Here is a 25902-nt window from a genome sequence, read left to right as displayed (position 1 = left end):
CGCAGGATCCTCAGAAAGCACGGGCGAGGCGGGCGCGGCTGTCGCGCGCCTGGAACCAGCCGATGATGGCGCGGTTGAGCTTCGCGGAAAAACGCTCCCAGCCGGTGGGGTTGGCCACGATGCTGGCGCGGTAGAAGCTGGGGCAGAGCACGGCGGCATGGGCGTTCTCGCCGCAGAGGCCGCAGCCCACGCAGCTGCTTTCCACCGCCGTGACCGGGTCTTGCCTCAGCGGATCGGGGTTGCTCTTGATCGTCAGCGAAGGGCAGCCCGACAGGCGGATGCAGGCATGGTCGCCGGTGCAGGTATCGGCATCCACGCCAAAGCGTTCCGTCACCACGCGCCCGCCACCGGCCAACACCTTGGTCTGCTCGCGCTTCACCCGGCGCTGCTTGTTGAGCATGCATTCCGACTGCGCCACGATCACCTTCGGGCCTTTTTCGGGGCTTGTCATCGCCTCGCGCAGTGTGTCGCGCATTTGGGCGACATTGTAGGTGCGCTCGATCAGGCGGACCCATTTCCCGCCCACGCCCTGCACCGCCTTGGCGATGGGGTTTTTCGTGACCCGCTCGGGATTGTCGGCGCGGCTGGAGAGGATGTCCTGACCGCCGGTGGCCGCCGAATAGCCATTGTCGATGATCAGGGTGACGGTGTCATCCTTGTTGAACACCGCATTGCCGATGCCGCTGGTCAACCCGTTGTGCCAGAAGCCGCCGTCGCCCATCACCGCGATGGCGCGCTTGTCCTTGGGCTTGAAGGCGGAGGCGCCCGCCGTGCCAAGACCATAGCCCATGGTGGTGTTGCCGATGTCGAAGGGCGGCAGGATCGAGAAGAGGTGGCAACCGATATCGGCGGAGACATGGGTGGGGCCCAACTCGCGCTCGACCAGCTTCACTGCCGAAAACACCGGGCGTTCCGGGCAGCCGGTGCAGAAACCGGCGGGGCGCTGGGGGATTTCCTTGGCGACGGGGGCGGGCAGCGGATTGGCCTGCTCCTCGGCGGGAGCCAGATGCGGGGCATAGGCGCGAAGGAAGCGCGCGAGCCCGGCGCGGATCACGGCGGCGGAATATTCGCCCGCGCGCGGCAGCATATCCTTGCCGATGATGCGGGTCTGTAGATCGGCGCGGCGCACCAGCGTGTTGAGTTCATGTTCGATGAACTCGGGCTGGCCTTCTTCCAGCACCAGCACCGCCTGCTTGCCCGCGCAGAAATCGCGCACCTCGTCCGGAATCAGCGGATAGGTGACGTTGAGGCAGTAAATGGCGATGCGGCTGGCGCCATAGGCATCGGCCAGACCGATCAGCTCCATCGCGCGGTTGAGGTTGTTGTAGAGCCCGCCCTGCACGATGATGCCGATCTCGGGCGTTTCGAGGCAATCGCCGAACCATTCGTTCAGCTTGTTGTCCTGCACATAGGCGATGCCAGCGGGCCAGCGTTGCTCGATCTTCTCGATCTCATGGCTGAAGTTGGCGGGCGGCAGCACGATGCGCTGCGTGTCGCGCACCGGATTGGCGGCGGCATCGGCCACGGTCAGCGCGGGGCGGATGTTGTCCTTGGCCACGAAGCTGCCGGTCATATGGCAGGAGCGTACGCGCATCTGCAGCATGACGGGCGTGTTCGAGGCTTCCGACAGGCGGAAGCCTTGCTCCACCGCTTCCACAATGCTGGTGAGATTGGGGCGCGGATCGAGCAGCCACATCTGCGATTTCATCGCGAAGGCGTGCGTGCGCTCCTGCATGATCGAGGAGCCCTCGCCGTAATCTTCGCCCACGATGATCAGCGCGCCGCCTGTCACGCCACCGCTGGCCACGTTCGACAAAGCATCGGAGGCGACATTGGTGCCCACCACCGATTTCCACGCCACTGCGCCGCGCAGGGGATAATTGACGCTGGCCGCGAGCATGGCCGCTGCCGTCGCCTCGCTGGCGCTGGCCTCGAAATGGACGTCCAGGCTGGCCAGCAGATCGTTGGCATCGGCGAACACATCCATCAGATGGCTGATCGGCGAACCCTGATAGCCGCCGACATAGGCCACGCCCGATTGCAGCAGCCCCTTGGTGACCGCCAGAATGCCCTCGCCCGTGAAGGTCTCACCGGCGCCGGCGGTCAGCTTCCTGACTTCGGATTTGAAGGAACGTTCAGCCACGGATCAACCCTCGACCAGCGCGAGAACGCGCAAGGGACTGCCCGAACCGTCACGGATCTTGAGCGGCGCGGCGATGACGATGGCCCCCGTGGTGGGCAGAGCATCGAGGTTTTCCAGACACTGCAGCCCGTATTTGCCCGCGCCATGCAACAGCGTATGCGCCGGATAGGGTGGCGTCAGGCCATGGGCCTGTCCAGCATCGGTGCCGATGGTCTCCACGCCGAAACCGATCACATCACGGTCGATCAGCAGCAGAATCGCGCTGGCATCGGGGCCGGGGGTGTGCGGGCCATCGGGTGCGCGGTTGGTGTAGGCCTCCACGTCGCGTTTCGACCAATCGGTGCGGAACAGCACCCAGCTCCCTGCGGGAATTGCGCCATGCTGTGCTTCCCATTCCACGATATGCCCTGCCGTCAGCAGGAAATCGGCATCGGCGGCGCATTCCGCCGAGAAATCCAGCACCACGGCAGGCGCGATCAGCGGCTGCACGGGCAGGGCATCCACGGTGTTGGCAGGCAGATCCTTGCCTGTCACCCAATGCACCGGCGCGTCGAAATGGGTGCCGGTATGCTCGCCCACGGTGAAGTTGTTCCAGTGCCAGGCGACCCCCCGCTCGTCATAGCGCGAGATTTCCTGGCGCGAGAAGGCGGCGGTCTGGCCGAAAGGCTCGGGCAGGACCAGCAGCGGCGTGTCTTCCGACAGCGTCTGGGTCAGGTCGATGACACGGACCGCGCCGCTGGTGAGCGATGCGGCAAGCTGGACAAGTGTGCTGGCAGTGGACATGGCGGTTCCCCCGATGGATGTCTCGCTGGAAAACCTATCGGATAAACTTGCATGTGCAAGTAAAAAATGTTTCGGCGGTATGACAGGTATGGAGCTGGCGCATGAGTGAGGATTTACGGCCTTTTGGTGATCCGGGATCGAACCGGTTTCGCGTGGACGCTTATCCCTTCTATCTGCTGAACCGTGCAGCCAGCCGCTACAATGTGGTGATCGAGTCGCAGCTGCGCCCCATCGGCATCGACATCCCCACCTGGCGCGTGCTGATGATTCTGGGCGAGCGCGAGCCTCTGCCCATCGCCCATGTCGCCAAATCGGCGGTGATCAACATTTCGACCATGATGCGGATCGTCGAGCGCATGGTGAAGGCCGGGCTGATCGTGACCCAGCCCAGCGAGACCGACGGGCGCGTCACCGAACTGGCGATGACCGATCTGGGGCAGGAGAAGCTGGTGGCGGCGCGCGCGGCCACCTCGCCGGTCTATCAGCAGATTATCACCGGATTTTCCGCGGAGGATTTCGCGCAATTGCTCGATCTGCTGGGGCGGCTGCACGACAATCTGGACTGAGCAGCGGGCATTCGCGCCAAGATAACTTGCATATGCAATCAATATGTTTTAAGCCTAAAGCAAATAGGAGATTGCCATGCGTGTTGCCTGTCTGGGCGGGGGTCCTGCCGGTCTGTATTTCGCCATCTCGATGAAATTGCGCGATTCGAGCCATCAGATCGATGTGTTCGAGCGCAACCGCTCGGGCGACACCTTCGGCTGGGGCGTGGTGTTTTCCGACCAGACGGTGGAGAATCTGACCGCCAACGATCCGGTCAGCGCGGCGATCATCGCCGAGAATTTCGCGCATTGGGACAAGATCGAGGTCGGCGTGGGCGACCGCTCGGTGGTCTCGGGCGGGCACGGTTTTATCGGCATCGGGCGCAAGCGGCTGCTGCAGATTTTGACGGCGCGCGCGCAGGAGCTGGGCGTCAATCTGCACTTCGAGACCGAATTCTCCGCTGATCTGGCGACCTACGCCGATTACGATCTGATCGTGGCGGCGGACGGCATCAACAGCCAGATCCGCACGCAGAATGAGGCGCGCTTCGAGGTCGATATCCAGACCCGCCGCAACAAGTTCAGCTGGCTGGGCACGACGAAGCTGTTCGACGCCTTCGGCTTCTTCTTTGAACAGACCGAGCATGGCTGGGTTTGGGCGCATGCCTATCGCTTCGACGCCACGCACTCGACCTTCATCGTCGAATGCGCGCCCGAGACGTGGGAGGCTTTGGGCCTCGACACGATGGAGCAGGCCGACAGCATCGCTTTCTGCGAAAAGCTGTTCGCCCGCCATCTCGACGGCCATCCGCTGATCTCCAACGCCACCCATTTGCGCGGCTCGGCGGCGTGGATCAACTTTCGCCGCATCCTGTGCAAGCGCTGGTCCTTCGACAATGTGGTGCTGCTGGGCGATGCCGCGCATACGGCGCATTTCTCGATCGGTTCAGGCACCAAGCTGGCCATCGAGGACGCCATCAAGCTGGCGCAGGTCTTGAGCCGCCCCGGCCTCAAGCTGGCCGAGGGCCTCGCCGAATATGAGGCCGAGCGCCATGTCGAGGTGCTGAAGATCCAGAACAGCGCCCGCAACTCCACCGACTGGTTCGAGACGCTCGATCGCTATCTCGGCTTCGACCTGCCGCAATTCGCCTATTCGCTGATGACCCGCTCGCAGCGCGTCAGCCATGAAAACCTGCGCCTGCGCGATCCGGCCTGGCTGGAAGGGCTGGAGCGCTGGTTCTGGAGCGGCAATGAAACCCGCAACCAGCCCGTCCAGCCCATGTTCACGCCCTTCAGGCTGCGCGACGTCGAACTGGCCAACCGCATCGTCGTGCCGCCGATGCTGACCTACAGCGCCGATGCCGATGGCCGGGCTAACGATTTCCACGGTGTGCATTATGGCGCCCGCGCGCTGGGCGGGGCGGGTCTGGTGATGACCGAGATGCTGGCCGTCTCGCCCGAGGGGCGCGCCACGCCCGGCTGCCCCGGCCTGTGGGAGGATGGCCAGATCGACCGCTGGCGCGCGATTGTCGAATTCGCCCATCAGCATAGCGCGGCGAAGCTTTGCGCGCAGTTGGGCCATGCTGGCGCGCGCGGCGCCTGCCAGACGCCGGCCAAGGGCTATGACGTGCCGCTCGATCAGCCCTGGCCGATCCTATCCGCCAGCGCCCGGCCCTGGCGTGAGGGCGGCACCATCCCCGCCGCGATGATCCGGGCCGATATGGAGCGCATCCGCGGCGATTTTGTCAGCGCCACCTTGCGCGCGGTACAGGCCGGTTTCGACATGATCGAGGTGCAGGCGGGCCATGGCTTCCTGCTCTCCAGCTTTATCACCCCCGTCATGAACCGGCGCGAGGATGAATTTGGCGGATCGCTGGCGGCGCGTCTGGCCTTCCCGCTCTCGGTGATCGCCGCGATGCGCAAGGCCTGGCCCGCCGACCGCCCGATGGCCGTGCGCCTCTCGGCCAACGACTGGGTCGGCGAGGCGGGGATCACTCCCGCCGAGGCCGTTGAGGTGGCCCGCGCGATCAAGGCGCTGGGTGTCGACATCATCGACGTCTCGGCGGGCGAGACCGCTCCCGAAGCCCGCCCCGTCTATGGCCGCATGTTCCAGACGCCCTTTGCCGACCAGATCCGCAATGAGGCCCATGTGCCCACCATCGCGGTGGGCAACATCACCGATGCCGATCAGGTCAATTCGATCCTGACCGCCGGGCGCGCCGATCTGGTGGCGCTGGGGCGCCCGCAGCTGATCGACCCCATCTGGGTGATGCGCGCGGCGGCGCAGGCCGGTTATCGTGAACAGCCCGTTCCCGCGCCCTATCGGCTGGGGCAGCAGCAGGCTCTGCATCAGGCCGCCAAGGCCGCGGAGCTGGGCCGCGCATGAGGGCGGCGGCGCATGGGGGCGGGGTGAGCGAGCCGGGGGGCTTGCGCTCATTTCGCCCTCATGCATAGGACACCAGGTGGATCGGTGACCGGGAGGCAGGCAATGGAGCAAGAGGGGAGAGCCGTGCAGGAGGGCACCACGGATCTACGTCTGTGGGTCCGTCTGCTTGCCTGTGCCAAGATCATCGAAAAGGGGCTGCGCCGCAATTTTCAGGAGCAGTTCGACACCACTTTGCCGCGTTTCGACGTGATGGCGGCGCTGGACCGCGCCGGAGAAGACGGCCTGTCGATGAGCGATCTGTCGCGCGCGCTGCTGGTGTCCAACGGCAATGTCACCGCTATCGTGCGCCAGTTGCAGGACCGCGCGTTGATCGCCACCCGCGCCGACCCTTCGGACGGGCGTTCAGCCATCGTCTCGCTGACGGCGGAGGGGCGCAGCCATTTCGCGCAATTGGCGGTTGCGCATCGCGGCTGGGTGCGCGCGGCGCTGGCCAATATGCCGCCCGAGCATCAGGCGCAGCTGGCGCATTTGCTGGGCGAACTGAAAACCACTCTTTCCTAGGACCGATCCGGCCATGAGTTTCACGACCACCACCCGCGTGCGTTTCGCCGATGTCGATCCGGCGGGCATCGTTTTCTACCCGCGCTATTTCGAGATGCTCAATGGGGCGGTGGAGGACTGGTTCGAGCAGGATCTGGGCCTCAGCTTCAAGGACATGCATCTGGGGCGGCGGATGGGCACGCCCACGGTGAGGCTGGAGGCGCAGTTCATGGCCCCCAGCGAGTTGGGCGATGTGCTGACCATCACCATCACTGCGCGTGAGGTGGGGCGCAGCAGCTGTGCGATCACCGTGCTGTTCCGCGGTGACGATCGCGACCGGCTGAGCGTCGATGTGGTGCTGGTCTGCATGGATCTGGAAGCGCGAAAATCCATGCCATGGCCGGACGTCGTGCGGGCAAAGCTGCAGGATCAGATCGTTCCGGCGATCTGAAGCGCGTTCAGCGCCGCCTCAGGGTCTGGGACGGCGCTTCCCCGAACATGGCGCGATATTGCCCGGCAAAGCGGCCGAATTCGAAAAAGCCCCAGCGCCCCGCGATCTCGGACACGGTCGTCTTGTCGGCGGCTTGGAGCAATTCCTCGCGCACGCGCTGCAGCCGCACGCTGCGCAGATGGGCCATCGGCGATGTTTCACGGAACCGCCGAAAACCGTCATAGAGCGCCCGTCCGCTCACGCCGCTGACCCGCACCAGATCCTCCATGCTGATCGCTTCGGCGGCATGGGCCTCGATATAATTCTCGACCATGCGGACATGGCGCGGGGCGATGCTGCAGCCCCGGCTGGACAGGCTCTCCGAATAATTGTGCCACTGGCCTTCCAGCAGGCTGGCGATCAGCGCGGTTTCCAGCAGGTTGAGGCTGGTGGCATGGCCGCCGGGCCCGGCGAATTGCTCGACCTGCCCGGCCAGCAGCTGGACGAATTGCCACCAATTGCCGCCATGCCCCGCCTTGGGCATCGCCAGACGGAAGGTGAGCGGCGCGCGCAGAGGGCGGCCCAGCATGGTCGCCAGCTGCTGCTCCATCGCCTCGCGCTCGATGCGCACCATCAGCTTGGCGCAATCGGGCGACCATTCCATGCTGACGGGATCGGTGGGGCTCAGCATCGTGCCGACCCCTTCGCTGGCCACCACCGACCGGCCCCCGGCCTCGACCTGAGCGGTTCCGGCATAGGGCAGCATCAGCAGATAGAAATTCTCCAGCCGCCCCGGCTCGACGCGCACCGCGCCGCCATAGCTCATCGCGCTGAGCGTGGTGTTCTTCAGCCGCACGGCATTCTGCCAGGCATCGACCTTGCGGCCCCTTTCGCAGGGCGTCAGCCGGTGATCGCAATAGATGCGCGCCACCGTGTCGCGCACGGCATCGACATCGCTTGAAGCAAAAAACTGGTGACCGCCCAGAGGGCGGATGGTGCCCTGCGCCATAGATGCTCCCCGACGCGAATGAGTCTTCAAATCGTCACTCTTGCCAGAGGTAGATCATGAAATTCTGTCATGTGCAACCATTCGGCCCCGGCTCCTGCTGGGGTGAAATGCGCAGGACCATGCGCAAACTGCAGCGCCTGTGCGCTGGCTGCGGCAAAGATCGCCCCGGCACCGGGGATGGCTTTTCGCGGAGGCCGCGCCCGCTCATCACGCCTGCATGCACAACGCAGAAAGGATGAAACACATGAAAGGCATTGCGGGAGAGACCGTGATCGTCACGGGCGGGGCGGCCAGCATCGGCAAGGTTCTGACCGAAAGGTTCCATGCCGAGGGGGCCAATGTCGTGATCGCCGCACGCACCCATGCCGCGGCGCAGGAGCTGGCCGAACGGTTGGGCCAGCGCGCTCTGGCGGTCGAGACCGACATTCGCGACGATGCCGCGCTGGAGCGGCTGGTCAACCGCACGCTGGAGCGTTTCGGGGGCCTTGACGTCATCGTCAACAATGCCTGTTCCTATGTGGATGAGGGCGCGGCTTCGACCCGCGTCCAATGGCTCGAAACGCTCGACACCAATGTGGTGAGCGGCGCCCTTCTGGTCGAGATGGCCCGGCCCCATCTGGCCAAAGGGCCGGGCAGCGTGGTCAACATCGCCAGCATCAGCGGGCTGGTCGCTCAGGCCGGGCGCTGGACCTATCCGGTCTCCAAGGCAGCCATCCTGCATCTCACCCGGCAGCAGGCGCTGGATTATGCGCCTCAGGGCATTCGCGTGAACGCGCTGGTGGCGGGCTGGACCTGGTCCGACCCGATCGCGGGCCTGTCGGGCGACGACCGTGCAAAGGCTGATGCGGTGGCGGGCGAATTTCACCTGCTGGGCCGTCTGGGCCGGGCCGAAGAGGTCGCCGATGGCGCGCTGTTCCTCTGTTCCGACCATGCCAGCTTCACCACCGGGTCCGAATTGCGAGTCGAGGGCGGCTATCTCGCCATGGGGCCCGAGCAGGCCGGGCCCGCGATCGCCAAGCTGACCGGCGGTTCGAGTTCGGTGCTGCCGCGTTGAGGCGCAAATCCATGCGCTCAGCGCCCGGCGCCTGCACTGGCTGCATAGAGGGCCGAGCGGCGCCGCGCTTATGCTGCCTTTCATGGAATCAGCGAGGAAAGGTGCGGGGAAGATGACGGGGATCGGCACAAGGATCGGTATCGTGGGCGCGGGGCAGGCCGGGCTGCAACTGGGGATGGGGCTGCTGGCCATGGGCTATGAGGTGGTCATGCTCTCCAACCTTACCGGCGAGCAGATCGCGGCGGGGCGGGTCACGTCCAGCCAGTGCATGTTCAACACGGCACGGACGCATGAACGGGCGCTGGGGCTCAATTTCTGGGATGCGGCCTGCCCGCCGGTCGAGGGCATCGGCTTCAGCCTGGCGGGGCCCGAGCAGCAGAAACTGATGGACTGGGCCGCGCGCCTCGATGCGCCCGCGCAATCGGTGGACCAGCGGCTGAAGATGCCGCGCTGGCTCGACGAATTCGAAAAGCGCGGCGGCGAGTTGCGGATCGTCGATGCGGGGATCGCCGAGCTGGAGGAACTGGCGCGCGAATGCGATCTGGTGCTGGTCGCCTCGGGCAAGGGCGAGATCGGCCGCCTCTTCGAGCGCGATGCGGAGAAATCGCCCTTCGACAAACCGATGCGCAGTCTGGCGCTGACCTATGTGCAGGGCATGCACCCGCGCGAGGCGTATAGCGCGGTCAATTTCAACCTGATCCCCGGCGTAGGCGAATATTTCGTCTTCCCCGCGCTCACGCTGAACGGCCCTTGCGAGATCATGGTCTTCGAGGCGATCCCCGGCGGTCCGATGGATTTGTGGAACCCCACCGCGAGCCCCGAGGAGCATCTGGAAATCAGCCTGCATATCCTCAAGCGCCATGTGCCGTGGGAGTATGAGCGCAGCCGCGATTGCCGCCTGACCGACGATCTGGGGGTGTTGTGTGGCCGTTTCCCGCCCACGGTGCGCAAGCCGGTGCTGACCTTGCCCTCGGGCGCGAAGGCGCTGGGCGTGGGGGATGCAGTCTGCCTCAACGATCCCATCACCGGGCAGGGGGCGAACAATGCCGCCAAATGCGCGGCCTCCTATCTCGTCTCGATCCTGGCCAATGAGGGTCAGTCGTTCGATGCGGCCTGGATGCAGCAGACGTTCGACCGTTATTGGGACTATGCCCGCGATGTCGTGGCCTGGACCAATGGCATGCTGATGCCGCCGCCGCCGCATATGGTCGAACTGCTGGGCGCGGCCTGCGTGCAGCCCCGCGTCGCCCATTGGTTCGCCAACAATTTCGACGATCCGCGGCGCTTTTTCCCGACCATCGGCGATCCCGCGCTGACCGCCCATTTCCTGACCGAGGCGGCCTGAGCCATGGATCGCAACGCGCTTCGATCGACCTTCGGCCGTTTCGCCACCGGGGTCACCATCGTCAGCTGTGAAAGCGGGGGTGACGTGCATGGCATGACGGCCAACAGCTTCACCTCGGTCTCGCTTGACCCGGCGCTGGTGCTGGTCAGTCTAGGTAACCGCACGCGCATGGCCGAGATGCTGCGCGATGGAGGCGATTTCGGGCTCAACATCCTCTCCGCCGCGCAACAGGGCCTGTCGAACCATTTCGCAGGCCGCCCCGGAGAGGATCGCATCGTCTTCACCCCCATCATGGGCGTGCCGATGATCGCCGGAGCGCTGGCCCATCTGGTGTGCCGGCTGCGCGATGTCTGGCCGGCGGGCGATCACAGCCTGTTCGTGGGCGAGGTGCTCCACCACGCGCAGGATGACGCGGGAGCAGCTCCCCTGCTGTTCTATGGCGGAGCCTATCGCCATCTCGATCAGGCCTTCGCATGAGCGCTCCGCCGCGCCACGACGTGGTGCTGATCGGCAGCGGCATCAACGCGCTGGTCTGCGCGGCGCTGCTGGCGCGGCGCGGGCGCAAGGTCTGCGTGCTGGAGCGCAACAGCGTGGCGGGCGGCTGCATCCGCACCGAGGAGCTGACGCTGCCGGGCTTTCGCCACGATACGCTTTCCACGCTCTATCCGCTGTTCGTCTCGGCGCCGCATTTCGCGGAACTGGGCCCGGCGCTAGCGGAAAAGGGCGTGCGTTTCGTCAACAGCGAGACACCCACCGCCACGGTCCTGCCCGATGGCCGCGCCGTGCTGCTGCGGCGGGATCGTCAGGCCAATATCGCCGCTTTCGAGGCCCTGGGGCCGGGAGAGGGTGCGGCCTTCCAGCGCGCCATGGCCGACATCGAGAGCAGTGCGGCGCTGACGTTCGGCATGCTGGGCAATGCCTTGTGGGGCCGAAAATCGCTGCGTATCCTGCTGGGCGAAGGGCTGAGGCGTGGCCCCAGAGGGCTGACCCGTACCATCGGCCAAGCGATGGGCAGTTGCCGTGACTGGCTCGAAGGCAAAGTCAAATCCGATCTGCTGCGGGCCTTGTGCGCGCCATGGATCCTGCATGTCGGCCTGTCGCCCGAGGCGCCCTTGTCGGGCCATATGGCCAAGCTGATCCTGCTGACGCTCGAACAGTTCGGCAGCCCGATGGTGGAGGGAGGCAGCGACCGCATCGTCGCGGGTTTTCGCGCCATCATCGAAGAGCATGGCGGCGAGATCCGCACCGATGCGCCGGTCAGCGACATTCTGATCGAGAAGGGCCGTGCCAGCGGGGTGCGGCTGGCATCGGGCGAGGTGATCCGTGCGCGCCGCGCGGTCGTCGCCAATGTCACGCCCACCCAGCTCTATGGCGGGTTGCTGCCCGATCTGCCCGCACTGTCGCAGGCGCGGCAGGATGGGGCGGCCTATCGCTATGGTCGGGGCGAGATGCAGATCCATCTGGCGCTCGATGCGCCCCCGGCCTGGCACGATCCGGCGCTGGGCAAGGTGGCGATGCTGCATCTGACGCCGGGCCTCGATGCCGTGTCTCAGGCCGTCAACGAGGCCGAGCGGGGGCTGTTACCCGCGCAGCCGACCATCGTGGTCGCGCAACCCACCGCGCTGGACCCTTCGCGGGCGCCGCAAGGCAAGGCGATCCTGTGGATTCAGCTTCAGGAGTTGCCGCGTGACGGCCAGCTGCGCGGCGATGCTGCGGGGCGCATTGCCGTGCCCGCCGACGGGCGCTGGACGCCGCAGATCCGCGATGCCTATGCCGAAAGGATCATCGACGGGCTCTGCCAGCATATCGCTGGCCTGCGTGAAAGCATCATCGGGCGCCATGTGATCGGGCCGGGCGATCTGCCCGGGCTCAACATCAATCTGGTCGATGGCGACCCCTATGCCGGTTCCTGTGCGCTCGACCAGTTTCTGCTCTGGCGCCCGGCAGGCGCGATGGGCGGACACAACACGCCGGTGAAGCGGCTCTGGCATATCGGCGCCTCTACCCACCCCGGACCGGGGCTGGGCGGCATGTCGGGTTATCTGGCGAGCCGCGCCATCGGCTGATGGGCCGGGGCCGCAGCCAACATCATCCAGACGTCCGGCATGCGGGCGGGGGAGCCATGCGCCCTTCCGCAAGGCACCGGGCGTGTCTCGATAACAGCGAAGGGGGAATGAGCATGAGGAAGAAGGACAGAGTGATCCAGCAGCTGTTCGGCGCGGCGGTGCTGCTTGGCGTGGCCAGCGCGCAGCCGGTATCGGCGGGCGAGGTGGGCGGGGGTGTCTATCCCAATGGCGCGGAAGGCTACACCGGTGCTGCGCTGCCGCCGCCTGGCACCTATCTGCTGGGCTATTACGAACATTACAGCGCGGACCGCTTCAACGATGGGCAGGGGCAGGCAGGGCTGCTGCCCGCCTTTCATGCCCGCGCCGACGCGGCCATTGTGCGTCTCGTCCATGTGACCGGGCAACAGGTGCTGGGCGCCAGCTGGGGCATGCAGGCCATCGTGCCTTTCGTGAATTTGCGTGTCGGCGCTGCGGGCATGGCGGACGAGACCACCGGGGCGGGCGATGTGATCCTCGATCCGGTGATGCTGGGCTGGCATTTCCGCAATGGGGTGCATGTGACGACGGGGCTGGACATCACCATGCCCACCGGCAGCTACAAGCCCACCAAACTCTCGAACATCGGGCGCAATTACTGGAGCATCGAGCCCGTCGCGGCGGTCGCCTATTATGGCAAGCAGGGTTTTTCGCTCGATGCCAAGCTGATGTATGATGTAAACTTCACCAACAATAATGCCATGGTGACGCCGTTCAATCCAACCGGCGCCGCTTACCGTTCGGGCAATGAGTTTCATATCGACTATGCCGCCGGTCAGCAGATCGGCACATGGAAGCTGGGCGTTGCTGGCTATTATTACGCGCAGACGACCAGGGACAAGGTCGACAATGCGGCGGCGCAGGCGACGATCGATGCCCTGCGCGGCTTCAAGGGCGAGGTCTTCGCGGCTGGCCCTTCGGTGGCCTATCGCCTTGGCAAGGTGCAACTGATTGGCACCTGGCAGCATGAATTCCATGCCGAGTACCGCCCGGCGGGCGATAAATTCTGGCTCAAGGCGATTATCCCGCTGACGAAATAACGCGAAACTGCGCGCCCGTTACAGCAGCCTCCCCAGCCTGTGTTGGGGAGGCTGTTCGCGTTTCCCCCGCCCCGGATCGACAGGGCATAAAAGAAGGGGCCCCGTGAGGGGCCCCTTTGAGGCGGTAGGGCTCTCTTGCGAGAGGTCTTCAGGCCGCGGCCACCACATTGTGGCGCAGCGTGCCAAGCTTTTCGACATGGGCGACGATCACATCGCCGGGCCACACCCATTCCTGCGGGTCCATACCGGCGCCCACGCCCGCGGGGGTGCCGGTGGCGATGATGTCGCCGGGCTCAAGCGTGATGCCCTGGCTGATGTCGGCGACCAGCTCGTCGACCTTGAAGAGCATATAGGCGGTGTTGCTGCGCTGCTTTTCCACGCCATTGACGGTCAACCACAGGTCGAGCGTCTGGGGATCGGGGATCTCGTCGGCGGTGACGATGCAGGGGCCCATGGGCGCGAAGGTGTCCTGGCCCTTGGAGTAGATCCACTGGCCCGCGCGGCGGCAATCACGCGCGCTCATGTCGATGCAGACGGTGTAGCCGAAGACATAGTTCAGCGCATCCTCGCGCGCCACGCCCTTGGCGCGGGTGCCGATGATCGCGGCGAGTTCGACTTCCCAGTCGAGTTGCTGCGTGATTTTGGCGTTATGCACGATGGCATCGTCCGGGCCGATCACCGAGGTCGGCGGCTTGGAGAAGATCACCGGCTGGCGCGGCAGCTCCGCCGAGGTGTCGAGCGACTTGGCGCTTTCCGCGACATGCTCGGTGTAGTTCAGGCCAATGCCGAAGATGTTCTTGCGCGGGCGCGGGATGGGCGCCAGCAGCTTGACATTGGCCGCCGGGAAAGCGGTGCCCAGCGGGAAGATGCCCTTGGCGGCATCGAGCAGTGCGGCTGTCGCGGCAACTGCTTGCGGCCCCAGATCGATAAACTCCAGCATGGTGGAGGGCAGCGGCACGTTACGGCTGGCGCCGAAATCCGCCAGATCGACGACCAGAGTGTCGACCAGCGCGCCAAGACGCGCCGGCGCCTCGACATGGGAACGGTAAGTGACAAGACGCATGGAAAATCCCCCGAAGTGAAAGGGTTGAAAAGGATCAGGCAAGAATGGGTTGATGGCCGCCGCAATCGCCGAAGGCCTCTTCACGCCAGAGCCCAAGTGAGCGCATCACGGGCAGATCGTTGAAGGTGAAGAGGCAGGCGTCTTCGCTGTCCGACAGGTTGACATGCTCGTGCCAGGCCCAACTGGGGACCACGAAAATGTCGCGTTCCTGCCAGTCGAAGCGCTGGCCGTTGATGATGGAATAGCCATGGCCCTTGGCGCATTGATAGACGAAGCTGCCGGTGTGGCGATGCGCCTTGGTGTGAAACCCTGCGCGCAGCAATTGCATGGATGCGCCCAGCGTCGGCATCACCGGCCCGCCCGTATGCGGGTTGACATATTCCATCAGCAGCCCGTCATAGGGCGAGCCTTCGCTGACGGCGGCATAGCGCAGCAGCGACTCATAGGTGGGGCCCCATTCATACTTCAGCAGCGGCGAATAGGGCTTGCGCCACATCTCTCCGGCGGGGCGCAGCGCGGTGCCCGCCCACATGCCCAGCGAGTCATTCACCGGGAAGGAGACGACCTGCTGCAGATCGGGGTGAACCTCATAGAAATTGGCGTCGAGCGCATTCATCAGCGGAATGTCGAGCCCGTCCTGCCAGATGCAGTTGGTGCCGTCCTCGGCCACGCCATGCTCGTGCCAGGTGCCGTTGGGGGTCAGCACGAAATCATTGCGCCCCAGCGTCATCTTGTGCCCGTCGACATTGGTGAAGGCCCCGCTGCCCTCCATGATGAAACGCAGCGCCGAGGCCGAATGGCGGTGGCTGGAGGCGCATTCGCCTGGCGCCATGGTCTGCAGCCCGGAATAGAGCCAGCCCACGGCGGCCACCACATCCTTGCGGCCCGGATTTTCCAGATAGACCACGCGGCGCCCGGCCTGTTCGGGCGTCACCAGCTCGAGCGAGCGCAGCACATCCTCGCGCAGATCCTTGTAGCGCCATAGATAGGGCACCGAGGTGGAGGCCGGTTCCCACGGCTCGATCTTGTTGGCCACGGTCCACAGCGCGCCGGTGCCCAGCGTTTCGAGCCGCCGGTAATAGGCGATCAGTTCGGGCGTGTCGGTCACATTGGCGCGGCCGATCATCTCTTCGCGATACTGGTCGTAGGTGTTGGCCATGGCGGTCTCCGGATGGGTGGAACGCTGAAGATGTTATAGGCTTAAAATAACTTGGCGAAAGTGTCAAATGCAAGTAAATTGCCTGTCATCATTCCCCGGCCTGTCCCGGAAAGTTGAGGAAAATCATGACGCAACCTTTCACCGCCGCAGTTGTGCAAGCCGCTTCCGTCCCCACCGACTCGCAGGCCTCGGCTGACAAGGCCGCCGAAATGATCGCCAAGGCGGCCGGGCAGGGCGCCAGGATCATCGTTTTCCCCGAAGCCTTTTTGGGCGGCTATCCCAAGGGCGCGTCCTTCGGCACGCCGGTCGGCATGCGCAAACCGCAGGGGCGTGAAGATTTCCGCGCCTATCACGAAGGCGCGATCAGCCTCGACGGCCCCGAAGTCGCCACCATCGCCGAGGCGACGGCGGCCACCGGCGCCTTCGTGGTGATCGGCGTGATCGAGCGCGACGGCGGCACGGTCTATTGCACCGCGCTGTTCTTCGATGGCGAGAAGGGCCTGATCGCCAAGCATCGCAAGCTGATGCCGACGGGCGCGGAACGCCTGATCTGGGGCTTTGGCGATGGTTCGACCATGCCGGTGATCGACACGCCGCTGGGCAAGATCGGCGCGGTCATCTGCTGGGAAAACTACATGCCGATGCTGCGCATGGCGATGTACGATCAGGGCGTTACGCTCTATTGCGCTCCCACCGCCGACGACCGCGACGGCTGGGCCAGCACGATGCAGCATGTCGCGCTGGAGGGGCGCTGCTTCGTGCTCTCCTCGTGCCAGCACATCACGCGCGGCGCCTATCCGGCCGATTATGACTGCGCATTGGGGGACGACCCGGAAACCGTGCTGATGCGCGGCGGCTCGATGATCGTCGATCCGCTGGGCAAGGTGCTGGCCGGCCCCGATTACAGCGGCGAGACAATCCTCTATGCCCAGATCGACCCAGCCGAGGTGATCCGTGGCAAGTATGATTTCGACGTGGCGGGCCACTATGCCCGGCCCGACGTGTTTCGCCTCAGCGTCGATGTTTCGGCCAAAAAGCCCGTGGCACGCATCGGCGAGGCAGGCTGATGGAGTTCGACTTCTCGCAGATCGCCACGGCCGACCGCTACAAGCTGATGGCGGCCTCGATCACGCCGCGGCCCATCGCCTGGATCACCAGCCAGTCGCGGGAGGGCGCGCGCAATGCCGCGCCCTACAGCTTCTTCGGCATGATGGGGGCCGAGCCGCCGCTGGTGTCCATCGGCATGATGCGCCGCCCGGACGGCACGCATAAGGACAGCGCCGCCAACATCCTCGCCACGGGCGAATTCGTCGTCAATCTGGTGAGCGAGGACGATGCCGCCGCCATGAATCTGACCTGCATCGATGCGCCCCCCGGCGAGGACGAAATCGCGCTGGCAGGACTGCAGATCGCTCCCTCCAGCCTGGTGGCAGCGCCGCGCATCGCCTCGGCGCCGGTCAGCATGGAGTGCCGCCTCTACACCCATATCGAGGCAGGCCATGCCACCATCGCGCTGGGCGAGGTGCTGCGCTTCCACATCCAAGACCGCTTCGTCGATGCGCAGAAGCTGCATGTCGATACGCTGGCCATGCGGCTTATCGCCCGCATGCATGGCGGCGGCTGGTACACGCGCTGCAACGATCTGCTGCAGATGGAGCGCCCCGTCTGGGTCGAGCGCCCCGCCTGACTGGCCGGTTCGTTGCACTGATGGCGACGAACCGGCGCAGGCTATGCTGTTGTTGCAGTACTCGTTGATCAAAGCCAGAAGAGCACGGTCGGGGCGAGCGCCAGGGCGGAAAAGAAGACTGTGGGGCAGCGATCATACCGCGTTGCCACGCGGCGCCAGTCCTTCAGGCGCCCGAGATCCCTTTTTTCACCCCAAGGCTGGAAGCCGTGCGGTGCATTTTGAGATAGGTCGCATCGACCGACTCCGCCTTCTGGGCAGACAGGCCTTCCATCATCCGGGTGAACACGCCCATCTCACGCCACCGTTTCCAGCGGTTATATAATGTCTTGTGCGGACCGTATTCCCTCGGCGTATCCCGCCAGCGCAGCCCGTTCCGATTGACAAGGATGATCCCACTCAGAACCTGTCGGTCATCGACCCGAGACTGGCTGCGGCTCTTGGGAAAATACGGTGACAGGCGTGCCATCTGCTCGTCCGTCAGCCAATACAGGTCGCTCATGCCCAGTTTCTTTGCGGAACTCTGAGTCACATCGCCGCCTGCCAATCAGTTGGCTCCAAGGGAAGTGCGCGGGTTCAATCGGCGTAATGGTTGACCTGGAGGCGCCTTTCCAGGCTTTGGAGGTCATGGGGACGTGATGAAATCTATATGTCCATCGCCCAAGTCTCGCTTACGATCTCCTGCCCGAAGTACCTGGCCGGCTTGGCTTCGAGCCGCGTAAATCCCGCGCGTTCATAGAGCTTGCGTGCCGCTTTGAGCTGGCCATCGGTCCACAAAACGATCCTACGATAACCGAGCGCGCGCGCCTTCCCGACACAGGTTTCGACGAGCCGCCTCCCAAGGCCGGTTCCCCGCGCCTCCGGCTCGACGTAAAGCAGGCGAAGACGAGCGGTGTCGGGCTGATCGTCAGCGGTCAAGAACACAGATCCGGCGATACGTCCGTTGAGATCTGCGATCCAGGCGTCATCGCGCTGCGGATCGAATGCTTCCAGAAATTCCGCGAGTATGCGGGCGATCAGCGTCTCGTAGCTATCATCATAACCGAATTCGGCGCCATAGAGCAGCATCTGGCGGTGAACGATCATCCCGAGGTCGCCGGACTGCATGCCGCGCAAGATCACCGCGCCGGATGGCTCGGGATGGAAGACCTCGGTGATGGCCCGCGCAGCATCGATCAGCTTTTGACGGCGGATCGGCCCCAGATCTTCGAGCATCATTGCGATCCGCTGCTGCGTGGAGGCATTCAGCCCGGCAAAAACGGAGCGGCCTTCCGCCGTAAGGGAGAGAAGCTGCTGGCGCCCATGGGCAGGGTTGTCGCGTGCTTCGGTCAGGCCACGGGCGGCGAAACGCTTGAGCGTCCGGCTCATTTGGGCGCGGTCGAGATGCAGCGCACGGGCGATATCGGCCGCTGTGGGGCTCTCCCGATGGGCTAGTTCATAGAGCACCCGTGCCTCGCTCAGGGTGAACGGGCTGCCGTCGAGATGCGTGTCCAGCAGGCCGAGCTCAAGCGTGTAAGCGCGGTTGAAAGCGCGCAGTGTCGCGACATCGGAGTCTGTCATGGCCCATTCCTTTGTTGATTCAGTCAACATTGATAGTGTTGACTGAATCAACATTTATGTCAAGGCCGTTGCGCTTCACCAGAATGCCCGCGTGGCCCTGCCGCTTCCTCGCCTCGCGCTCCGGGCAGGTTACCCGATGGCGCCGGACGCCCCCTCATTCTGGACGCAGGTCGCCGGCATCGAGGCCATGTCGATCACGAAACGATAGCGCACGTCGCCGCGCTCCATCCGCGCGAAGGCCTTATGGATATCCTCGATGCCGATGGTCTCGGTGTTCGGGAGAATGCCTCGCCCTGCACAGAAATCGAGGAGTGCCTGCGTCTCGGGAATGCCGCCGGATGGCGAGCCCGTGATCCGGCGGCGCCCCAAAATCAACGGCACTGTGCTGATCGCCGGGAGATCTCCGATCAGGCCGACGATGACCAGCACGCCCTCCACGTCGAGCAGATGGAGATAGGGGGCAATGTCATGTCGGACCGGTATCGTATCGATGATCATGTCGAAGGATGAAGCCGCCCCGGCCATGGCAGCGTCATCGGTCGAGATCAGCATCTGTTCGGCGCCCAGCGCTTTGGCCTCCCCCGCTTTGTCCGTACTCCGAGTGATGACGGTGACCGCAGCACCGAGCCCTGCCGCGAGTCGCACGGCAAGATGGCCAAGCCCGCCAATGCCAATGACGCCGACGCGGCTTCCCGGGCCGACCTTCCACTGCTTCAGCGGCGAGTAGACCGTGATGCCAGCGTTCGGAAAGCGGCTACGCCCCCAATCGTCGCGCGTTTGATGAAGATCGGAGTGGCAGACACCGCAATAGAGGATCTCGATCGCCACGTCATTGTCGCGCAGCGCGCGCCGCTCGAAGGTCCAGGGGGCAAGCCTGCTGCCAGCGCTTTGGGCTGCATATCCGGTGGTCTGCATGGCTGTTTCCTTATTGAGAATCCTGGAGACTGTCACAGCAGGTCGGCCCGTATCTCGCGCACGCCCCGGCCAAGTCGGGAGCGCAAAAGCGTGCGCAGCGTGGCGCCATCCTCATAGCCGACCTCCGCCGCGATCCGTTCCAGTGCCAACCCACTGCTGTGGATCAAGGTCTTGGCACGCTCGACCCGAAGATCCTGAAAATAGGCCAGTGGTGATTTGCCCAGCACGGCCTGACAGCGGCGCTGCAACGATCGCGGGCTCGCCGCCAGCGCCTTGGCAGCGTCTTGCAGCGAGAAGCCTTCCTGCAGGTGATCGCGCGCCCAGAGTTCGAAGCGCTGGATCAACTCGTCGGACTGGGCGAGATGGTTGGGGATGATATAGGCTGCCTGCGAGGAGCGGATATCCGCCAGCAGATAGCGCGAGACAAGACTGGCCAGTTCCGGACTGCGATGCCGGATGAGCCACAGCGCCAGATCGAGATGACCCAGCGCCGATCCGGCGGTGATGCCCGCCTCGGTCGGCACGAGCATGCGTGTCTCGTTCAGTTTCACTTTGGGATAGCGCTGCCGGAAGAGCGGTGCCAGCGACCAGGTCGTGGTGGCATCCCTGCCGTCGAGCAGACCGGCCTCCGCGATGACGAAGGTGCCGATGCAGGATGCGGCGATCCGCGCCCCGTCGTCGTGCCATTGGCGAACCTGCGTGATGGCCTTGCGCACATCCGGGCGGGCAAGCGCTTCCAGCAGCGTGCCGGGTTGTACGGTCGCCAGCGCTGGCACGATCACCCAATCCGGCTTGAGATCCGGTGTGATGGGCTGGGTCGGGATGGTCAGGTCCAGCCGGGTCGTCACCTTGCGGCGCAGCCCGACCACGGTGACGTCGAAGCGGACATCGCCGCCCAGCGACGCCTTGGACAGATTGTTCGCGGTCTGCAGCGCGTCGAGCGTGACGGTGAAGCCGGTGTCGAAGACGCCGTCGAGGGCGAGGATGGCGATGCGCATGGCGTAAATGATCCTAAAGTTGTCATTTGCGACGATATTCGAAGGGGCCTGCCTTGGCTAGTTGAGATGACGCCGGACAAGATCCGGCAGCCAATCAGGAGTGTCCCCCATGAAGATTTTTGCAATCGGCGCCGTGGTGAAGCCGATGTCCGACGAAGAGCACGCGCGGATCATGCCGAGCGAGGTTCCTCACACCCTCAAGCTCTATCTGGACGGCCCCATCGAACAGTTCTGGTTCCGGCAGGACCGGCCCGGCCCGATCTTCCTGATGAACGTCGAGTCTGTCGAGGCGGCCAAGGCGATCATCGAGCAAATGCCGATCGTCGCGGAAGGCTATGCCGCCTATGACTACATCCCCGTCGGGCCGCTGATGCCGCTCGGCATGCTGTTGCAGGGCCGGTAACCCTTGCCGCCGGAGCATCGCACAGCGGGGCTCCGGCGGATCCATTCGGTTCAGGACAGGCCGCGCCGCGCGATCCATGCAGCAATCGCCTCGCCAATGCGCGTGCCTGAATCCTCCTGGATGTAGTGGCGACCGGGCACGGTCACTTCATCCTGGTTTTTCCATTGGCGGCAGAAGTCTCGGCGCGGGCCGGTCAGGATCGCGCCGGGCTCGGCGTTGACGAAAAGTTTGGGCAGGTCGCTTCCCGCCATGAAATCGGCATATTGCGTGGCGATCTCGACCACATCGGCGGGATGCCCGGCGATGGGTATCTCGCGCGGCCAGGTCGGGTGGGCCAGCGATCTTCGCGTCGGGCAAAGGGCCGGCGGTATTCAGCCATCTCCGCATCCGAAAGCTGGCGCATCACCATTGCGGGAAGCAGCTGTTCCACGAAAGCATTCTGGTCCAGTATCAGCGCCTCACCCTGTTCTGAACGATAGGCCATCAGCGTCGCACCAGCCTCGCTTGGCCCGTCCGAGGGCAGAACCTGTCGGACGATGGCTTCCATATAGGCGATGCCACGCACGCGCTCCGGGTGTAGCCGCGCCCAGTCGAAACCCAGCGCCGATCCCCAGTCGTGCAGGACCAGAAGCACCTCATCCTCATCGCCGATCACGGCCTTGATGAAAGCTGCAAGATAGGCGCGGTGCGTCCTGAAGCGGTAGGTCTCGGGGCCGGGATCGGGCAGCTTTGCGGAATCGCCCATGCCGATCAGATCGGGCACAATGAGACGGCCGAGACCTTCCAGCGGAGGCAACGCATCGCGCCAAATGTAGGAGGATGTGGGATTGCCGTGAAGGAACAGAATGGGGCGCCCGCGCCCGCGTTCGTGATAGGCCATGTGATGGCCCAGCACGTCGGTGAAACGCTTTTCGAGCGGTGGGGATGACATAGCGGCTCCGATGATGCTGAAGGAGGTGCGGCTGGCTGCGCCGCGCTCAGTCTCTCGTGATCTTGTAATTCTGCAGATCGGCGGCGATGAGCAGGCGGTCGCGATCAGGCACACGATCATCCCCCATGACGAAAATCCGCCGCCTGGTCGGCAGGCGCAGCCCGTTGAATTCGGCATAATCAAGCAGGTAATGCGCCGCGCTCAGGTTCTGGCGGACATCCACCGTGTAGTCCTGCCGACGCATCAGCCCATCAGCGTCGAAATAATGCGTCTGCTGCGCGGTATGGGCGGGAAAATCGGCGGGATAGCTGATGCGCAGGCCACGCCATGTCGCGCCGTCCTCGGTCCAGGGTTCGACCTCCTCCACGGTGATGCCGGGCTTGAGGAAATTGAACGGCAGCGTCAGATACAACCAGAGCGAATAGCCGAAGAAATAGACGAGCTGGGGCGCGCTCCATGGCACACCCGGAGCCATCTGGGTCAGCGATCCCCGGGGATCGTGCTGCTTTTCAACCAAATCCCCGCCGGCCGTTTCGACCCAGGTGCGATCAGGCGTATAAATGGCACGCTGATCGGCGGCGAGGAAGGGAGCGAAGGCGACATATTGGCGCTTTGTGTCAACTGTGGCGCGCATGTGGGAGCCGGCTGCAGCCACGCCCACCGGTCCGCGCGTGTGGAGCGAAGGGCCCTCGGGCGTGAAATCGAAGGAGATGCGGTTCACGCTGTTCCATGCGCCGATGCCTCCGGCGGCGTCGATGGCTTTCTGGATAAGGTCATCCATGTCTGTGTCTCCTGATGGGGACGGGCTTTGCCGCTTTATTGGAAGGCAGCCCGATGCTTTTCGATGAATTGGGCGGTGGACATGGGACGGATGCCAGCGATCCGTTCGATCGTGTCGTTCTGTCCGGCCATGCCGCCTTGCGCCTGGATCTGGGCGATCCCGTCGAGATGCTGCGCGAGATAGGGGGCCTTGATGCCATGGAGGTTGCCGACCCATTGCTCGCCGGAAATGCGGGCATATGAAACCTCGTGCCCCAGCGCCTCCGTTGCGATGCGCGCGATATCCGGCGCCGTCAGCTCCTCGGGCCCGGTGAGCTGGTAGGTCTGGCCGACATGCGAGCCCGGATCGGCGAGGATGGCGGCGATGACGCATGCCTGATCCTCCGAGGCAACCGGAGCGAACCGCCCCTCGGGGTCGAACGGCACATGATAGCGTCCTTCTCGGATCTGGCCGCGCATGTAGAGCAGCCAATCGTGAAAGATGGTCGGCTGGAGGTGCGCCACGCCGATCCACGCACGGTCGAACAGGCGCTCTGTCAGCCAGTGTTGAAGGGCAGCATCACTCTGGGCGTTGGCCTGCGCTGTGCGCTGCGACATGTTGACGATGAACTCGGCGCCAGCGTCGAGCGCTCCTTGCAGGAAGTATGCGGCTGCCTGCACGAGGCCGGGACGCATCGGATAGACGAAATATCCCCGCTTCATGCCATCCCAGGCCCGCTGCACCGCGCGGACATCGAGCAAATCGCCAACGACCACGTCGGCGCCAAGGTGGGCGAGCCGTTCCGAGCGCTCGTCGCGAGTGTGGACCAAGGCCCGGACTGAAAGGCCGCGAGAGATGAGCAAGCGCGTTGCCTCTCGGCCGGTCGCGCCACTGATCAGGATAGGTGATGTGTTGACCATATGCATTCCGCTTTCATCTGTGCAAAGCGGAATAGAGCGTTTTCAGGATCGACGTGATTGTCGTTTCCGCCAACTTTGATATGGATTGCGCCAGATTGCTTTCATGATGCCGGCGGCGGCTGCACGTCGCACGGCATGGCGCGATGCGCGACCATTCCCTTCCGAATTTTCGTCCAACGGCATGTCCGCTGATCGGTGATATCCGGAATCGCAGCTTCGCAGCCAGGATGAATGCCTGGAATGGCTTGCTGCTTCTCTGTTGCTCAGTGGGTCGCCCGCATCGCCAGCAGATCGGCACCGAAGCCGATCAGCACCGCGGCGAAGCCGTAGCGCTGGCCGCTTTGCATCGCCGGCCGCCGTTCCAGCCAAGTGCCGAGTGCCGCTCCCCACAGGGCAAACGTCGCATCAAACAGAAAGCCGACGACAACGAGTGTCACCCCGAGCGCTGCGAACTGCGCCAGTATCGGTCCGGAGCCGGGGTGAACGAACTGCGGCAGCAGCACCGAGCAGAAGATAAGCGGCTTGGGATTGAGCAAGTTGGTGAGGAAGCCGCGCATCACGACGCGCGCACCACGGCGGTCATTGACGGGCTCGGTGGGGTCGCGCTTCGGAACCAAAGAGCCCGCACGAAACAGGCCAATTCCCAGCCAGATCAGGTAAGCTGCGCCAATGAAGCGGACGGTCGCGAACAGCCATGGCGCATTACGGAACAAGGCCGCCAAACCGATGCCCGCGAAGGCAACGTGGCAAGCCCGTGCGCAGCCCAGCCCGACCGTCGCCGCTAGCGCCCGCCTGCGGCCATGCACCGCGCCCGTCTGGAGGAGAAAGATCATGTCTGGACCGGGAACGGTGTAGGCGACAAGCAGCGCGCCGATGAAAATGGGAATGTCGCTCATTTCGTCCGTCACATCCTCTGGAAATTATCGAAGATATCGATAATATCATCGGCATGAGCGATGAACGACCGAATGGATTACGGGATAATCGGCTTCCTGCCTCCCTCGACCGAACGGATGCCGCCATTCTCGGGCTTTTGCAGAACAATGCCCGGCTCTCCGTCAAGGAGATTGCAGCCGAGATTGGCCTGGCTCCCTCCTCGACTCACGAGCGTATCCGGCGCATGCGTGACGCGGACATCCTGCGCGGCGCGCATGCCGAGGTCGATCCCAAGGCGCTTGGTATTGGCCTTGAGGCGCTGCTGATGATCGAATTGTCAAAGCACCGCCGTTCGACGGTCGACAGCTTCCTCGACGAGGTGGTCAAGGTTCCCGAAGTGCGTTTCGCCTATCTTGTCACCGGTCGTCACGACCTGATTGTCCATGTGGTGGTGCGCGATACAAGGCATCTCAAGGATCTTGCGCTCGATCATTTTACCAATCGACCGGGTGTCACCCGGATCGAAACATCCATCATCTTCGAGGCGCGCCACCGCCATGAATTGCCCTTGTTGAGGCAGATTGGCTAGGATCCGTTCGGCGCAGGGGCTTCGCTAGCGGTGCGGCCTGATTTGCCCATGCCCAAATTAGGCCCATGCGAAACTCGGGAGGCATGAGAAGGCGCGCTATTTGGAACCTTTTCAGGCTTCCTCTTCACATGAACGGAGGGAAGCTCAAGAAGGGCTTGCCCAGCACCCTAAACGGCCGCTTTGTCAGCGGTTTTACCAGCGCGAACGGCCCCCTCGCGGTAAGGCATCGAGGGCATCGGCATTGCGCCGGGCCCAGTCATAGAGCAGTTCGAGAGGCTCGATAAAGCGCAGGCCCAACGGGCTCAGCTCATACTCCACGGCAGGGGGGATCGTGCCATGGACATGGCGAACCACCAGCTTGCGCTCTTCCATGTCACGCAGTGTCTGGGTCAGCATCTTCTTCGAGATGTCGGGCAGGGAGCGCAGCAGAACGCCTGTCCGTGCTTTGCCACCATGGCGCGCGTGCAGCGTATGGAGGACCATACTCAGCCATTTTGTGCCGAAAAGGTCGAGCGTGCGGCGCGGAGCGCAATCCTCGCGCCATTCCTCATCAGGGGTGCCTGCTTTCATGTTGTTGCCTTTGTGCCGGGTGGGCACCTCTGGGTGCCTATGTCCCTAAATGGTGCCTTCTAGCGCGGTGAGGGCGCCGCGCCTAGGAATTCTCCCA

At 64.3% G+C, this 25902-nt stretch carries 26 protein-coding genes and 1 pseudogene; 13 read left to right on the top strand and 14 right to left on the bottom strand.

Translation table 11 applies throughout. From position 1 onward, the window contains the following. Window positions 1-10: 10 nt before the first annotated feature. A complete protein-coding gene (locus tag SR3_RS10920; RefSeq protein ID WP_068085226.1) occupies window positions 11-2143 on the bottom strand; it encodes an indolepyruvate ferredoxin oxidoreductase subunit alpha in 2133 nt (710 codons plus the stop codon). Between the two features lie 3 nt (window positions 2144-2146). Further along, on the bottom strand, window positions 2147-2926 hold the full coding sequence (locus SR3_RS10915; RefSeq protein ID WP_068085223.1) for a cyclase family protein: 780 nt from the start codon (window positions 2924-2926) through the stop codon (window positions 2147-2149). 101 nt (window positions 2927-3027) lie between these two features. Between SR3_RS10915 and SR3_RS10910 the strand changes: the two genes are divergently transcribed. The 4 genes from SR3_RS10910 to SR3_RS10895 all read left to right on the top strand — a co-directional run bounded on the left by SR3_RS10910 (window position 3028) and on the right by SR3_RS10895 (window position 6848). Continuing rightward, a complete protein-coding gene (locus tag SR3_RS10910) occupies window positions 3028-3492 on the top strand; it encodes a MarR family winged helix-turn-helix transcriptional regulator (RefSeq protein WP_068085220.1) in 465 nt (154 codons plus the stop codon). 76 nt (window positions 3493-3568) lie between these two features. Next, on the top strand, window positions 3569-5857 hold the full coding sequence (locus SR3_RS10905; RefSeq protein ID WP_068085217.1) for a bifunctional salicylyl-CoA 5-hydroxylase/oxidoreductase: 2289 nt from the start codon (window positions 3569-3571) through the stop codon (window positions 5855-5857). 123 nt (window positions 5858-5980) lie between these two features. Then, on the top strand, window positions 5981-6418 hold the full coding sequence (locus tag SR3_RS10900) for a MarR family winged helix-turn-helix transcriptional regulator (RefSeq protein ID WP_245653869.1): 438 nt from the start codon (window positions 5981-5983) through the stop codon (window positions 6416-6418). Between the two features lie 13 nt (window positions 6419-6431). Further along, entirely contained in the window at window positions 6432-6848 is a 417-nt protein-coding gene (locus tag SR3_RS10895; protein ID WP_068085210.1) for an acyl-CoA thioesterase, read from the top strand. A 7-nt stretch (window positions 6849-6855) separates the two neighbouring features. Here the strand turns inward: SR3_RS10895 and SR3_RS10890 are convergent, their stop codons facing one another. Further along, window positions 6856-7836 carry an AraC family transcriptional regulator gene (locus SR3_RS10890; RefSeq protein ID WP_068085207.1) on the bottom strand — a complete coding sequence of 327 codons (981 nt, stop codon included), beginning with the start codon at window positions 7834-7836 and terminating at the stop codon, window positions 6856-6858. 244 nt (window positions 7837-8080) lie between these two features. On the opposite strand from SR3_RS10890, the gene SR3_RS10885 reads away from it, so the two are divergent. The 5 genes from SR3_RS10885 to SR3_RS10865 all read left to right on the top strand — a co-directional run bounded on the left by SR3_RS10885 (window position 8081) and on the right by SR3_RS10865 (window position 13377). Continuing rightward, window positions 8081-8890 carry an SDR family oxidoreductase gene (locus SR3_RS10885; protein WP_068085204.1) on the top strand — a complete coding sequence of 270 codons (810 nt, stop codon included), beginning with the start codon at window positions 8081-8083 and terminating at the stop codon, window positions 8888-8890. Window positions 8891-9002: 112 nt separating this feature from the next. Next, window positions 9003-10235: a styrene monooxygenase/indole monooxygenase family protein gene (locus tag SR3_RS10880; RefSeq protein ID WP_068085201.1), complete on the top strand. Its 1233-nt coding sequence runs from the start codon at window positions 9003-9005 to the stop codon at window positions 10233-10235. Window positions 10236-10238: 3 nt separating this feature from the next. Next, window positions 10239-10712, top strand: a complete 474-nt coding sequence (locus SR3_RS10875) for a flavin reductase family protein (RefSeq protein ID WP_068085199.1) — start codon at window positions 10239-10241, stop codon at window positions 10710-10712. Beyond that, window positions 10709-12301 carry a phytoene desaturase family protein gene (locus SR3_RS10870; RefSeq protein ID WP_068085196.1) on the top strand — a complete coding sequence of 531 codons (1593 nt, stop codon included), beginning with the start codon at window positions 10709-10711 and terminating at the stop codon, window positions 12299-12301. Before SR3_RS10875 ends, SR3_RS10870 begins: the two co-directional genes overlap by 4 nt. Before the next feature lie 113 nt (window positions 12302-12414). Next, window positions 12415-13377: a SphA family protein gene (locus tag SR3_RS10865; RefSeq protein ID WP_068085341.1), complete on the top strand. Its 963-nt coding sequence runs from the start codon at window positions 12415-12417 to the stop codon at window positions 13375-13377. A 148-nt stretch (window positions 13378-13525) separates the two neighbouring features. On the opposite strand, the gene SR3_RS10860 is transcribed toward SR3_RS10865, so the two are convergent. Continuing rightward, window positions 13526-14440, bottom strand: coding sequence for a fumarylacetoacetate hydrolase family protein (locus tag SR3_RS10860; RefSeq protein WP_068085338.1), 915 nt, complete (start codon window positions 14438-14440; stop codon window positions 13526-13528). Between the two features lie 34 nt (window positions 14441-14474). Next, entirely contained in the window at window positions 14475-15599 is a 1125-nt protein-coding gene (locus SR3_RS10855) for a cupin domain-containing protein (protein WP_068085193.1), read from the bottom strand. Between the two features lie 125 nt (window positions 15600-15724). On the opposite strand from SR3_RS10855, the gene SR3_RS10850 reads away from it, so the two are divergent. Then, window positions 15725-16666: a carbon-nitrogen hydrolase family protein gene (locus SR3_RS10850; protein WP_068085191.1), complete on the top strand. Its 942-nt coding sequence runs from the start codon at window positions 15725-15727 to the stop codon at window positions 16664-16666. Continuing rightward, the gene (locus tag SR3_RS10845; protein WP_068085189.1) at window positions 16666-17286 is read left to right on the top strand and encodes a flavin reductase family protein; all 621 of its coding nucleotides are present in this window, start codon (window positions 16666-16668) and stop codon (window positions 17284-17286) included. Before SR3_RS10850 ends, SR3_RS10845 begins: the two co-directional genes overlap by 1 nt. Before the next feature lie 169 nt (window positions 17287-17455). On the opposite strand, the pseudogene SR3_RS10840 reads toward SR3_RS10845, so the two are convergent. The 4 genes and pseudogenes from SR3_RS10840 to SR3_RS10825 form a co-directional block, all read right to left on the bottom strand. Next, window positions 17456-17785 (bottom strand): annotated as a pseudogene (locus SR3_RS10840) (transposase); the annotation flags it as partial. Between the two features lie 143 nt (window positions 17786-17928). After that, entirely contained in the window at window positions 17929-18843 is a 915-nt protein-coding gene (locus SR3_RS10835; protein ID WP_068085185.1) for a bifunctional helix-turn-helix transcriptional regulator/GNAT family N-acetyltransferase, read from the bottom strand. 129 nt (window positions 18844-18972) lie between these two features. Further along, window positions 18973-19758: a zinc-binding dehydrogenase gene (locus SR3_RS10830; RefSeq protein WP_068085183.1), complete on the bottom strand. Its 786-nt coding sequence runs from the start codon at window positions 19756-19758 to the stop codon at window positions 18973-18975. A 32-nt stretch (window positions 19759-19790) separates the two neighbouring features. After that, entirely contained in the window at window positions 19791-20756 is a 966-nt protein-coding gene (locus SR3_RS10825) for a GlxA family transcriptional regulator (RefSeq protein WP_068085180.1), read from the bottom strand. A 109-nt stretch (window positions 20757-20865) separates the two neighbouring features. Between SR3_RS10825 and SR3_RS10820 the strand changes: the two genes are divergently transcribed. Further along, window positions 20866-21159: a hypothetical protein gene (locus tag SR3_RS10820; protein ID WP_068085177.1), complete on the top strand. Its 294-nt coding sequence runs from the start codon at window positions 20866-20868 to the stop codon at window positions 21157-21159. Window positions 21160-21352: 193 nt separating this feature from the next. Here SR3_RS10820 and SR3_RS10815 read toward each other — a convergent pair whose 3' ends face one another. The 4 genes from SR3_RS10815 to SR3_RS10800 form a co-directional block, all read right to left on the bottom strand. After that, window positions 21353-22090, bottom strand: a complete 738-nt coding sequence (locus SR3_RS10815) for a haloalkane dehalogenase (RefSeq protein ID WP_407668161.1) — start codon at window positions 22088-22090, stop codon at window positions 21353-21355. A gap of 46 nt (window positions 22091-22136) precedes the next feature. Then, on the bottom strand, window positions 22137-22871 hold the full coding sequence (locus SR3_RS10810) for a hypothetical protein (protein ID WP_068085174.1): 735 nt from the start codon (window positions 22869-22871) through the stop codon (window positions 22137-22139). 35 nt (window positions 22872-22906) lie between these two features. Then, complete coding sequence (locus tag SR3_RS10805; protein WP_068085171.1) at window positions 22907-23776, bottom strand: NmrA family NAD(P)-binding protein; 870 nt, start codon at window positions 23774-23776, stop codon at window positions 22907-22909. 257 nt (window positions 23777-24033) lie between these two features. After that, on the bottom strand, window positions 24034-24666 hold the full coding sequence (locus SR3_RS10800) for a LysE family translocator (protein ID WP_068085168.1): 633 nt from the start codon (window positions 24664-24666) through the stop codon (window positions 24034-24036). A 53-nt stretch (window positions 24667-24719) separates the two neighbouring features. Between SR3_RS10800 and SR3_RS10795 the strand changes: the two genes are divergently transcribed. Continuing rightward, window positions 24720-25235 carry an Lrp/AsnC family transcriptional regulator gene (locus SR3_RS10795; RefSeq protein WP_068085165.1) on the top strand — a complete coding sequence of 172 codons (516 nt, stop codon included), beginning with the start codon at window positions 24720-24722 and terminating at the stop codon, window positions 25233-25235. A 192-nt stretch (window positions 25236-25427) separates the two neighbouring features. Here SR3_RS10795 and SR3_RS10790 read toward each other — a convergent pair whose 3' ends face one another. Then, complete coding sequence (locus SR3_RS10790) at window positions 25428-25805, bottom strand: winged helix-turn-helix transcriptional regulator (protein WP_068085333.1); 378 nt, start codon at window positions 25803-25805, stop codon at window positions 25428-25430. Window positions 25806-25902: the final 97 nt, after the last annotated feature.

The sequence above is a fragment of the Novosphingobium rosa NBRC 15208 genome (assembly GCF_001598555.1).
In the GTDB taxonomy this organism is placed as follows: domain Bacteria; phylum Pseudomonadota; class Alphaproteobacteria; order Sphingomonadales; family Sphingomonadaceae; genus Novosphingobium; species Novosphingobium rosa.
The sequence above is the reverse complement of the archived record's forward strand: the minus strand, read 5'-3'. Positions and strand labels throughout refer to the sequence as shown.